This is a genomic window from Embleya sp. AB8 (assembly GCF_049739465.1).
GTDB lineage: Bacteria > Actinomycetota > Actinomycetes > Streptomycetales > Streptomycetaceae > Embleya.
In genome coordinates this window covers 40,458-54,557 of the sequence record NZ_JBMHHY010000027.1, presented here as the reverse complement: position 1 = coordinate 54,557, position 14,100 = coordinate 40,458, and the positions used below count along the sequence as shown (strand labels likewise).

The following is a 14,100-nucleotide window of genomic DNA, read 5'->3' as shown; positions in this document are numbered from 1 at the left end:
CGAGCTTGGAGCCCGGCAGCACACGAACGGTCCTCAGGCATCCCCGCCCGGCGCGGCGCCCACGAGCTGTTCACGACGAGGGGCAGTGACACGCGATGACAGGTAAGCCCGTGCCGGCCGCGACCACGGCGGCATCCGACGTCGACCCCACCGGCGGCGAGTCCGCCGCCGTCGCGATCGTCGGGATCTCCTGCCGGCTGCCGAAGGCGGCCGATCCGGCGGCCTTTTGGCGGCTGCTGCGCGACGGCGTGGACGCGATCACCGAAGTACCGGCGGACCGCTGGGACATCGACGCCTACTACGACCCGGACCCGACCGCGTCCGGTCGGGTGTCCACCCGGCACGGCGGCTTCCTGGATCGGGTGGACGGATTCGATCCCGCCTTCTTCGGCATCGCGCCGCGTGAGGCGGTGTCGATGGACCCACAGCAGCGGCTGATCCTGGAGCTGAGCTGGGAGGCCCTGGAGGACGCGGGCATCGTGCCCGGCACCCTCGCCGGCAGAGCGATCGGGGTGTTCATCGGCGCCACGTTGGACGACTACGCGACCCTGCTGCACCGGCATGGCCCCGACGCGATCACCCGACACAGCCTGACCGGCGTCAACCGGGGCATCATCGCCAACCGGGTTTCCTACACGCTGGATCTGCACGGCCCCAGCCTGACCCTGGACACCGCCCAGTCCTCCGCCCTGGTCGCGGTACACGCGGCCTACGAGAGCGTGCGGCGCGGCGAGTCCGAACTTGCCGTCGCCGGCGGGGTCAACCTCAACCTGGTCCCGGAAAGCACCATCGGCGCGGCCAAGTTCGGCGGCCTGTCCCCCGACGGCCGCTGCTTCACGTTCGACGCGCGCGCCAACGGCTACGTACGCGGCGAGGGCGGCGGCACGATCGTGCTCAAGCCGCTGGCCCGCGCGCTGGCCGACGGCGACCGGGTGTACTGCGTCATCCGAGGCGGCGCGATCAACAACGACGGCGCCGGCCCGGGCCTGACCGTGCCCAGCGCGCAGGCCCAGGAGGCGGTCATCCGGCTCGCCCACGAGGCGGCCGGGGTCCGCCCGGACGAGGTCCAATACGTCGAACTGCACGGCACCGGAACCAGGGTCGGCGACCCGATCGAGGCGGCGGCCCTCGGAGCTGCCCTGGGCACCCGGCGCACCGACCCCGCCGCACCGCCGCTCGCGGTCGGCTCGGCCAAGACGAACGTCGGTCACCTGGAGGGCGCCGCGGGCATCGTCGGCCTGCTCAAGACCGCGCTGAGCATCCACCACCGCGTACTCCCGGCCACGCTCAACCACGAGACGGCCAACCCCGACATCCCGCTCGACGAACTGAACCTGCGGGTGCAGACCGAATCGGGCCCGTGGCCCCGGCCCGAGCAGCCGCTGATCGCCGGGGTCAGCTCGTTCGGGATGGGCGGGACGAACTGCCATGTGGTGCTGGCGGAACCGCCCGCGAGTGCGGTCGAGCAGGCAGCCGCAGGACCGGCGGAACCGACCGGCGCACCCGTGCCGTGGGTGCTGTCGGCTCGTACGCCCCAGGCGCTCCGGGACCAGACGGGCCGACTGCACGCGTATGTCGCCGCACGTCCCGAGCTCGACGCACCGGCGATCGCCCGAACGCTGGCCACCCGACGAACCACCTTCGAGCACCGCGCGGCGGTGATCGCCGAGCAGCGGGCCGAATTCCTCGCGGGGCTGGCCGGGCTGACGGAGGATCAGGGCGGCACGGGGGTGGTGCGCGGTCGGCCCGGCGTCGGCGGGACGGCGTTCATGTACACCGGGCAGGGCAGCCAGCGGCCCGGCATGGGCCGCGAACTGCGCGCCGCCTACCCGGTGTTCGCGGCGGCCTTCGACGAGGTGATCGGCCACCTCGACCCACACCTCGATCGACCGCTGCGCGACGTGATCGACCACCACCCCAAACTCCTCAACCAGACCCGCTACACCCAACCCGCACTCTTCGCCCTGCAAACCGCGCTACACCGCCTGCTGGCCCACCACGGCATCACACCGGACTACCTGATCGGCCACTCCATCGGCGAGATCACCGCCGCACACCTCGCCGGCGTCCTCAACCTCCCCGACGCCGCAACCCTGGTCACCGCCCGCGGCCGGCTGATGCAGACCGCCCCCTCAGGCGGGACGATGATCGCGATCGGCGCGCCGCCGGACGAGTTGGCGGAGTTCCTCGCCGGACACGAGGACCTGGTCTCGATCGCGGCGCACAACGCGCCGCGCGCCACGGTGATCTCCGGCGACCGGGTGCGCGGCCGGGAGATCGCCGAGCGGGCTCGGGCGGCCGGATACAAGACCAAGGAACTCACGGTCAGCCACGCCTTCCACTCACCGCACATGGCTGTCGTACTGGCGGAATTCCGGGCCGTGGCCGAACAGTTGACCTACCACGCGCCACACACCCCACTGATCTCCAACACCACGGGGACACTCGCCACCGCCGCACAGCTCGCCGATCCCGACTACTGGACCGACCACATCCGAGGCGCCGTCCGCTTCCACGACGGGATCGGTACGCTCCACCACGAAGGGGTCACCACCTACCTGGAGTTGGGCCCGGACGGCACACTCACCGCCCTCGCCCGGGAGACGGTCGACGCCCTCGGGACGGATGATGCCGAGGCCCCTGCGCCGGTGTTCGTCCCGACGCTGCGCCGCAAGCATCCCGAGGCCACGACCGTCACCACCGCGATCACTCGACTCCGCCTGCTCGAAGCGGACCCCGACTGGACCTCGCTGCTCGGTATCGGTGGCACGGTGGACGACCTGCCCACCTACGCCTTCCAGCGCCGCCGCTACTGGCTCCCGGATCCGGCGCCGAGTGGCTCGGTACCCGACGCGGCGCCGAAGGCCGAGCCGGCGGAACCGGAGCAGCCAACGGAACCGGCGGAGCCGGAGCACGACGACACCGATTCGCTCCCCCGCCGCCTCGGTCGCCTCCCGGAGGTCGAGCAGCGGCGAGTGCTCCTGGATCTGGTCCGCAGTCGGGTCGCAATCGCGCTGGGGCATCCGACCTCCGACGCGGTGGATTCAGGGCAGACGTTCAAGGAGTCGGGGTTCGACTCGCTGACGGCAGTGGAGTTCCGCGATCGGCTCGCGGCCGCGACCGGGCTGAGTCTGTCCGCGACCCTCACCTTCGACTACCCGACCCCCCGGGTGCTGACGGAGCATCTGTGGGAGCGGTTCTCCGGAGTCCAGGCCACGAGCGACCGGCGGGTTCCCGTGGTCACGGCACGCGACGACGATCCGATCGCGATCGTGGCGATGAGTTGCCGCTATCCGGGCGGTGTGCGGACCCCGGATCAGCTGTGGCGGTTGGTCGCGGACGGCGTGGACGCGATCACCCCGCTGCCGACCAATCGGGGTTGGCAGATCGAGGAGTTGTACTCGCCGGAGCCGGGCGTCCCGGGCAAGACCTATGCCCGAGCGGGCGGATTCCTGCACGACGCCGACGGGTTCGACGCCGAGTTCTTCGGGATCAGCCCACGTGAGGCCGCCGCGATGGATCCGCAGCAGCGGCTGTTGCTGGAGACCGCGTGGGAGGCGTTCGAGCAGGCGGGCATCGACGCGTCGACCCTGCGCGGCCGGGACGCCGGGGTGTTCGTGGGCGCGATGAGCCAGGACTACGGCCCGCGTCTGCACGAGCCCGCGGACGGCTTCGAGGGTTACCTGCTCACCGGCAATACGGCGAGCGTCGCCTCCGGCCGGGTGGCCTACACGTTCGGCTTCGAGGGCCCGGCGGTGACCGTCGACACGGCCTGCTCGTCCTCCCTGGTCGCGGTCCACCTGGCCGCACAGGCACTGCGCCACGGGGAATGCTCGTTGGCCCTCGCCGGGGGCGCCGCCGTGATGGCCACCCCGGGGATGTTCGTGGAGTTCAGCCGACAGCGTGGTCTATCGCCCGACGGGCGTTGCAAGGCGTTCTCCTCGTCGGCGGACGGCACCGGTTGGGCGGAGGGTGTGGGGCTGTTGCTCCTGGAACGTCTCTCCGACGCCGAACGCAACGGCCACCCGGTCGTCGCGGTGCTGCGCGGTTCGGCGATCAACCAGGACGGCGCCAGCAACGGCCTCACCGCCCCCAACGGCCCGAGCCAGGAACGTGTCATCCGCCAAGCCCTGGCCGCCGCCGACCTCACCCCCGACCAGATCGACGCCGTCGAGGCCCACGGCACCGGAACGACACTGGGCGACCCCATCGAGGCCCAGGCGCTGCTGGCCACCTACGGCCGGGACCGACCCGCCCAACTACCCCTCCATCTCGGCTCGTTGAAATCCAACATCGGCCACACGCAGGCCGCCGCCGGCGTCGGCGGCATCATCAAGATGGCCCTGGCCATGCAACACGGCGTACTCCCCAAGACTCTGCACGTGGACGAACCCTCCCCGCACATCGACTGGACCACCGGCGCGGTCTCGCTCCTGACCGAGACAACACCCTGGCCCGAAACCGACCACCCACGCCGCGCCGGTATTTCGTCCTTCGGGATCAGCGGCACCAACGCACACGTGATCATCGAGCAGGCGCCCACAACATCGACCCCGGTCCCGGCCCCGGCCCCGCAACCTCCTGCCGCTGCGGATCCCCTCCCGATCCCCTGGCTGCTGTCGGCCCGCACCCCGCAGGCCCTCCGCAACCAGGCCGAGCGGCTGCGTGAGCACCTGGCCGGCCACCCGGAGTCGGACCCGGCCGCCGTGGCTCGGGTATTGGCCGGACGGGCCCGGTTCGACCACCGCGCGGTGATCATCGGGAACCACACGACCACCCTGGACGCCCTCGCCCGGCAGCAGGAGACCGCGGACCTGATCCAGGGCACGGCGACCTCGAACCCCGGCAAGACCGTCTTCGTCTTCCCGGGCCAAGGCAGCCAATGGGACGGCATGGCCCTCGACCTCTACGCCACCTCGACCGCCTTCCGCACCCACCTGGACGCCTGCGCCGAAGCCCTCGAACCCTACGTCGACTGGAACCTCATCGACGTCCTCAACGCCCGGCCCGGCACCCCCGACCCCAAGCGGGTCGACGTCGTACAACCCACCCTGTTCGCCGTCATGACCTCGCTGGCCCACCTGTGGCAACACCACGGCATCACACCCGACGCCGTCATCGGCCACTCACAGGGCGAAATCGCCGCAGCCTACACCGCAGGCGCACTCACCCTCGACGACGCAGCACGCATCGTCGCCCTCCGCTCCCAAACCATCACCACCATCGCCGGACACGGCGGCATGACCAGCATCCCCCTCTCGGCACAAGCCACCACCGAACTCATCCAACCCTGGACCGGCCACATCCACATCGCCGCCCACAACGGCCCCACCACCACCGTCATCTCCGGCGACGCCACCGCACTCGACGAACTCCAACAACACACCGACACCCACAACATCCGCGCCCGCCGCATCGCCGTCGACTACGCCTCCCACTCCCACCACGTCGAACCCCTCCGCAACCAACTCCTCACCCAACTCGCCCCCATCACCCCACAACCCGCCCACACCCCCTTCCACTCCACCCTCACCACCACCCACATCCAAGACACCACCACCCTCAACGCCCAGTACTGGTACGACAACCTCCGCAACCCCGTCCTCCTCCAACCCACCATCGAACGCCTCACCGAGGACGGTCACCGGATCTACCTCGAATCCAGCCCGCATCCGGTCCTGACCCACGCCATCACCGACACCGACCCAACCGGCCGCATCAGGGCCGTCGAAACCCTGCGTCGCAACCAGGGCACCCACCACCGCTTCGCCACCAGCCTGGCCACCCTGCATACGCATGGCGTGGACGGCGCGCTGGCCTCGCACCTACCGCCGCCGGCCGTCGATGGCGCCCAGGACCCGCAACTCCCCACCTACGCCTTCCAGCACCGTTCGTTCTGGCTGGACATCCCCTCCGGGACCGCGGACGTCGCCGCCGCCGGACTGGCCGCCTCCGCCCACCCGCTGCTCGGCGCCGCGACCGAACTCGCCGACACCGAGGCCCGGTTCTTCTCCGGCCGAATCTCGCTGCGCACCCACCCGTGGCTCGCCGACCATGCCGTCCTGGATACCGTGCTGCTCCCCGGCACCGCATTCGTCGACCTCGCGCTGCACGCCGCAGACGCCGTCGACGCGCCCGCCGTCGAGGAACTCACCCTCGAAAACCCGCTCGTCGTCCCGGCCACCGGTGCCGTGCAACTCCAGGTCGCACTCACCGCGCCCGACGACAGTGGCCGCCGCGCCCTCACCATCCACTCCCGCGCCGAGGATCCGGACCACGAGCAGCCCTGGACCCGGCACGCCGCCGGCACCCTCGCGCCACCCGAGCCGGCCGCACCCACCGCACCCACCGCACCGATCGACGCAACACCCTGGCCCCCGGAGGGGGCGACCCGCATCGACGCCGACGAGCTGTATGCCGAGTTGGCTGCTGTCGGTTACGGTTACGGCCCGGTCTTCCAGGGCGTCCAGGCCGCCTGGCGGGTCGGGAACGAGCGCTTCGCCGAGATTGCCCTGGCGCCCGAACAGCACGACGGGGCGGCCACGTTCGGCATCCATCCGGCGCTGCTCGACGCCGCGCTGCACGCCGGCCTGGAGGCCGGCCTCGACGTCGGTTCGCAGTCCTCGGCCGGGCCGAGGTTGCCGTTCTCCTTCCGGGGCGTCCGCCTGTTCGGCACCGGTGCCACCGCGCTGCGCGTACGCCTGACCCCGATCGGTTCGGATGCACAGGCGCTCGCGCTGACCGATGCCACCGGCGAACCCGTGCTGACCGTCGAGTCGTTGGCCCTGCGCCCGATTCCCGCCGGCGGTCTGTCCGTGCCCGACGACCGGTCGCTCTACCACCTGGACTGGCTCCCGACCACGATCGCCGGCGGGACCGATGCCCCCGCGGTGGCCAGGCTCGGCGGATCGTCGACCCTGCCCGGCACCGCGTTCGACGACTGGTCCGGGCTGGCCGCCGCCGTGGACGCCGGGGCGAGTGTGCCCGACGTCGTACTGATCCCGCCGCCGGCCCCGGCGACCACGCCGAACGACCCGGCCACCCAGGCCCGCGCCCGGACACGGCATGTACTGCACGTGCTGCAATCCTGGCTCGCCGACGAACGATTCGACGCGTCCCGCCTGGCCGTACTCACCCACCGAGCAGTCGCCGCCCGGCCCGACGAGGAACTGCCCGGCCTGGCCGACGCACCGCTGTGGGGCCTGCTCCGAACCGCCCAGGCGGAATACCCGGACCGCTTCGTGCTGATCGACACCGACGACCACGACACCTCGAACGAGGCCCTCGAAGCGGCCCTGCTCGGCGGTGAACCACAGCTCGCCCTCCGCGAAGGCGCCGCGTTCGTCCCCCGGTTGGTCCGAGCCCCCGACACGTCCAGCGCCGACACCAGGGAACTCGACCCGGCCGGCACGGTCCTGATCACCGGTGGCACCGGCACCCTCGGCGCCCTGCTCGCCCGCCACCTGATCACCGAACACGGCGCCAAGCACCTCCTGTTGACCAGCCGAAGCGGACCCGACGCCGACGGCGCCACCGACCTCACCCGCGAACTCACCACCCTCGGTGCCCACATCACCATCACCGCCTGCGACACCACCGACCGCACCGCCCTGACCAAGCTCCTCGACACCATCCCCACCGAACACCCACTCACCGCCGTCATACACACCGCCGGTACCCTCCGGGACGCCGTCCTCACCGGGCTCACCGACGACCACATCGACACGGTCCTTCGCCCGAAGGTGGACGCCGCCTGGCACCTGCACGAGCTCACCCGCGACCTCGACCTCTCCCACTTCGTGCTCTACTCCTCGGTCACCGCCACGCTCGGCAACGCCGGCCAGGGCAACTACACGGCCGCGAACGCGTTCCTCGACGCGCTCGCCGACCACCGTCGGGCAAGCGGGCTGCCCGCCACGTCCCTGGCCTGGGGGTTGTGGGCGCAGAGCAGCGGCATGACCGGCCACCTCGACAACGCCGATCTGGCCAGGATGTCCCGAAGCGGCGTCGCACCGCTATCGACCGACGAGGGGCACGGCCTGTTCGACGCCGCGCTGCGGGCCGGTCGGCCGACGGCGGTGCCGGCCCGCCTCGACCTGGCCGCGTTGCGCGCCCGGGCCGCCGCCGGCTCGACGCCCGCCGTACTGCGCGGCCTGGTTCGGGTGCCCGCCCGCCGCGTACCGGCCGCCACCACTCCCGCCGTCGGCACCTGGGCCGAGCGGCTGGCCGGCCTGCCCGCCGAGCGGCGCGATGCCGAACTGCTCGAGGTGATCCGCTCCGGCGTGGCCGTCGTGCTCGGCCATGCCACGCCCGAAGTCATCGACGCGGAGCGTACGTTCAAGGAGTTGGGCTTCGACTCGCTGACCGCCGTCGAACTGCGCAACCGGCTCACCGCGTCGACCGGCGTCCGACTGCCCGCGACGTTGGTCTTCGACTACCCGACCCCAGAGGCTCTCGTCGTCTTCCTGCGCGCGGAGATCCTGGGTGCGCCGACCGGCGACGCAACACCCGTCTCCGCTCCGCCGATTCGGGCCGAGGACGACGATCCGATCGTGATCATCGCGATGGCCTGCCGCTACCCGGGCGGGGTCCGGACCCCGAACGACCTGTGGGACCTGGTCGCCGCCGGCCGCGATGTCATCGGCGACTTCCCCACCGGGCGTGGCTGGGACCTGGCCGGACTGTACGACCCGGATCCCGATCACGCGGGCCGCTCGTACTCGCGCGAAGGCGGATTCCTGTACGACGCCGACGGGTTCGACCCGGACTTCTTCGGGATCAGCCCGCGTGAGGCACTGGCCACCGACCCGCAGCAGCGGCTGCTCCTGGAAACCGCGTGGGAGACCTTCGAGCGGGCCGGGATCGAGCCGACCTCGCTGCGCGGCAGCCGGACCGGGGTATTCGCCGGGGTGATGTACAACGACTACGGCGCGCGCCTGCTCAGCCGGGCGCCGGAGGGCTTCGAGGGCTACCTGGGCAACGGCAGCGCGGGCAGCGTCGCGTCCGGCCGGGTGTCCTACACCTTCGGCCTCGAGGGCCCCGCGGTCAGCGTGGATACCGCCTGCTCGTCGTCGTTGGTCGCCCTGCATCTGGCCGCGCAGGCGCTGCGCCAGGGGGAGTGCACGCTCGCCCTGGCCGGCGGGGTGACCGTGATGGCCACGCCGAACGTCTTCATCGAGTTCAGCCGGCAGCGTGGGATGGCCCCGGACGGCCGGTGCAAGTCGTTCTCCGCAGCGGCGGACGGCGCCGGGTGGAGCGAGGGCGCCGGGCTGGCCCTGCTGGAGCGACGTTCCGATGCCGAGCGCAACGGACACCCGATCCTCGCCGTCCTTCGTGGCTCGGCGGTCAACCAGGACGGCGCCAGCAACGGCCTGACCGCCCCCAACGGCCCGTCCCAGCAGCGGGTGATCCAGCAGGCGTTGGCCAGTGCCGGTTTGACGCCGGATCAGATCGACGCGGTGGAGGCGCACGGCACCGGAACCAAGCTCGGCGACCCGATCGAGGCCCAGGCCCTGCTGGCCACCTACGGACGGCAGCGCCCCGCCGAACCACCGCTCTACCTCGGTTCGTTGAAGTCCAACATCGGCCACACCCAGGCCGCCGCCGGGATCGGCGGGGTGATCAAGATGGTGCTGGCCATGCAGCACGGCGTGCTGCCCAAGACGCTGCACGTGGACGAGCCGTCCCCGCACGTCGACTGGACCGCCGGCGCGGTCGCCCTGCTGACCGAGGCCGAGCCATGGCCCGAGACCGATCACCCGCGCCGCGCGGCGGTGTCGTCCTTCGGGATCAGCGGCACCAACGCCCACCTCATCATCGAGCAGGCACCCGACCAGGCAGCCGAACAGACACCCGGTCCGGACCCGACTCCCGACCCGGCGACCCACCCGGCGACCCACCCGGCGACCGATCGGATACCGGAATCCGGCACCGAGTCCGGACCCGCTCCGTTGCCACTGCCGCTGCCGCTGCCGCTGCTGTTCAGCGCCCGTACCCCACAGGCACTTCGCGGCCAGGCCGAGCGGCTGCACGCCCACCTCACCGCGCACCCCGACGCGGACCCGACGGCGATCGCCCGCACGCTGGCCACCCGACGCACCACCTTCGACCACCGCGCGGCCGTCGTCGGCACGGACCACGACGACTTCCTGACCGGACTCACCACCCTGGCCCAGGGACGCACCGGCCCGACGGCGATACGGGGTCGGGCCGGCACCGGCGGGACGGCGTTCATGTACACCGGACAGGGCAGCCAACGGCCCGGCATGGGCACCGAACTCCGGGCCACATTCCCCGTGTTCGCGGCGGCCTTCGACGAGGTGATCGCCCACCTCGACCCGCACCTCGACCGACCGCTGCGCGATGTGCTCGATCATCACCCCGACCTGCTCAACCAGACCCGCTACACCCAACCCGCACTCTTCGCCCTGCAAACCGCACTGCACCACCTGCTCACCCACCACGGCATCCGACCCGACTACCTGATCGGCCACTCCATCGGCGAAGTCACCGCCGCACACCTGGCCGGCGTACTCTCCCTCCCCGACGCCGCAACCCTGGTCACCGCCCGCGCCCGACTCATGCAGACCGCCCCCACCGGCGGCACGATGATCGCCATCGCCGCGACTCCGGACGAGTTGGCGCAGTTCCTCGCCGGACACCAGGACCTGGTCTCGATCGCGGCGCACAACGCCCCGCAGGCCACGGTGATCTCCGGCGACCGGGCGGTGAGTCGGCAGATCGCCGAGCAGGCCCGCGCGGCCGGTCACAAGACCAAGGAACTCACCGTCAGCCACGCCTTCCACTCACCCCACATGGACCCCATCCTCGACGAGTTCCGCACCATCGCCGCATCACTCACCTACCACGCACCACACACCCCACTGATCTCCAACACCACCGGCACCATCGCCACCACCGAACAACTCACCGATCCGGCCTACTGGACCGAGCACATCCGGGGCACCGTCCACTTCCACGACGGCATCACCACACTCCGCACACAAAACGTCGGCACCTATCTCGAACTCGGCCCGGACACCACGCTCACCACGCTCGCCCAGGAAACCGCAGGCGCCCCGGACCACGACGACCCGCCGGTCTTCATCCCGACGCTGCGCCGCACCCACCCCGAAGCGCCCGTCCTGACCAGTGCCGTCGCACACGCCCTGATCCGCACGACCGCGCCGGTATGGGACACCCTGCTCGCCACCGACGGCCCGATCGTGACCGACCTGCCGACCTACGCCTTCCAACACGAGAGCTACTGGTTGGCGGCCCGCCCGGAGACCGACGTAGCGTCCGCCGGACTCGACCACACCGACCACCCTCTGCTCGCCGCCGCGCTGCCCCTGGCCGACACCGACCGACTCGTCCTGACCGGACGCCTCTCCCGCACCACCCACCCCTGGCTCACCGACCACACCATCCTCGACACCACCCTCCTCCCCGGCACCGCCGTTATCGACCTCGCGCTGCACGTCGCCGAGCACTTCGGGTACGACGGCGTCGAGGAGCTGACGCTGCACGCCCCGATCGTCCTGCCCGACGACGGGGGCAGTGTGCAACTCCAGGTGGCGGTCTCCGAGGCGGACGACACCGACCGACGCACCGTCAGCGTGCATTCCCGGCCCGAGCGTTCCGGGACGAACGGCGAACACGCCCCGCTCGCCGAGCCCTGGACCAGCCACGCGTCCGGGGTGATCGGGTCGTGGGACACCCAAGAACCCGCCACCGAGTCGCCGGTATGGCCGCCCGCCGACGCGACCGCGCTCGACGTCGACGTGCTGTACGACACCCTGGCCGCCGCCGGCCTCGACTACGGCCCGGCGTTCCGGGGCCTCCGGGCGGCCTGGCGGACGAACGACCACCTGTATGCCGAGGTGAGCCTCCCCGACCACGTCGACCCGGCGGGCTTCGGCCTGCACCCGGCGCTGCTCGACGCGGCCCTGCATCCGCTGGCGTTCACCGCGCTCACCGACGACCCGGCCCACGTGTCGCTCCCCTTCACCTGGACCGGGGCCCGCCTGCATGCCCCCGCCCCAACCACCCACACCGCGCTTCGAGTTCGTCTCACGATCAGCAACCAGACCGCCGCGCTCGCCCTCACCGACACCGCCGGCCGCCCGGTCGCCGACATCGACGCGCTCACCCTCCGGCCCTTCACCGCCCGATCCGCCACCACCGAGCACCTCCACCACGTCGAATGGCTCCCGGCCGCCCGACCCACCGACGCACCGCTGTCCGAGTGGACACTGCTCGCTGCCGAGACCGACCCACTCGCCGCGACGGCAACGGCAACCCACCCCGATCTCAGCGCACTTCGGGCCGACCGGATCCCCGCCACGGTCCTGGCGGTGCCGACCCCCCACCCGGGCGATCCGATCGCGAGCATCCCCGCCACCACCCGGGACACCCTCGCGCTGCTCCGGCACTGGCTGACGAACGAGCGATCGGCGCACAGCCGCCTCGTGTTGGTCACTCGCAACGCCGTCGCCACCGACCCCGACGCGGACGTCACCGACCTGGCCGCCGCCGCCCAGTGGGGGCTCGTACGCACCGCACAGACCGAGCACCCGGGCCGATTCACCATCCTCGACCTCGACGAACTCCCCGCCTCCCGGCAGGCGCTCGGCGCGGCCCTGGCCACCGGCGAGCCGCAACTGGCACTGCGCGACGGAGTGGTACTGGTCCCCCGGCTGGTCCGGGCAACCGCCGAGCTCGGCGCGACCACGTCCCCGGACCCGAACGGCACGGTCCTGATCACCGGCGGCACCGGCACCCTCGGCGCCCTGCTCGCCCGCCACCTGATCACCGAACACGGCGCCAAGCACCTCCTGTTGACCAGCCGAAGCGGACCCGACGCCGACGGCGCCACCGACCTCACCCGCGAACTCACCACCCTCGGTGCCCACATCACCATCACCGCCTGCGACACCACCGACCGCACCGCCCTGACCGAACTCCTCGACACCATCCCCACCGAACACCCACTCACCGCCGTCATACACACCGCCGGGATCACCAGGGACGCCATCCTCACCGGGCTCACCGACGAGCACCTGGACACCGTCCTGCGCCCCAAGGTCGACGGCGCCTGGCACCTGCACGAACTCACCCGCGACCGGCACCACCTCACCCACTTCGTGCTCTATTCCTCGGTGACCGCGACGCTCGGCACCGCCGGGCAGGGCAACTACGCGGCGGCCAACGCCTTCCTCGACGCGCTCGCCCAGCACCGGCGGGCGAGCGGACTGCCCGCCACCTCGCTCGGCTGGGGGTTGTGGGCCGAGAGCAGCACGATCACCGGCCGGCTCGACGCCACGGGGCTGGATCGGCTGTCCCGGGAGGGCATCGCACCGCTGCCCACGGCGGCCGGGCTGGCCCTGTTCGACGCGGCACTGCGTACCGATCGGGCCACCGCGGTCCCGGTCCGGCTCGACCCGGCCGCACTGCGCGCCCGGGCCGCCGCCGGGACCACGCCCGCCGTACTGCGCGGCCTGGTTCGGGTACCGGCCGAACGCACCCGGCGCACGCCCACCGGCGCCGATCCGGCGGCCCTCGGCGAGCGGCTGGTCGGTCTGCCCGAGGCCGAGCGGGCCCGCCTGCTCCTGGACCTCGTGCGCGCCGAGGCCGCCGGTGTCCTCGGGCACTCCACGCCCGACCCGATCGACGCCGCCCGCGGTTTCCAGGACCTGGGCTTCGACTCGCTGATCGCGGTCGAGTTCCGCAACCGCCTCGGCGCGGCCACCGGATTGCGGCTGCCGACCACGGTGGTCTTCGACTACCCGACGGCCAACGCGCTCGCCGACTACCTGGACACGCGCGTCGCGCCGACCCGGACAACCGCCGTCGGTGCAGACTCCCTGCTGGCCGAACTCGACCGCCTGGACGCGGTGTTCGCATCCCTCAGGACCGGTGCGGAGGGGCTCGACCAGCACTCGGCGGTGGCCCACCGACTCCAAGCCCTGCTCCGCACCTGGAACGGCGCGACCCGGACGGGCGACGACATCGACGCCGAAGACGATCTCGCCTCGGCGACGGACGACGAGCTGTTCGCAGCCCTCGACAACGAACTCTGAACAGACCCACGCCCGTCCC

Annotated in this window: 1 protein-coding gene; it reads left to right on the top strand. The window is 71.9% G+C overall.

Annotated features, from left to right (window positions below; genetic code table 11):
- The first annotated feature begins 95 nt into the window (after positions 1–95).
- Positions 96–14,081 (top strand): SDR family NAD(P)-dependent oxidoreductase, encoded by a 13,986-nt coding sequence (locus ABIA38_RS33985; RefSeq protein ID WP_424642769.1) that lies wholly within the window; start codon positions 96–98, stop codon positions 14,079–14,081.
- The last annotated feature ends 19 nt before the right edge of the window (positions 14,082–14,100 follow it).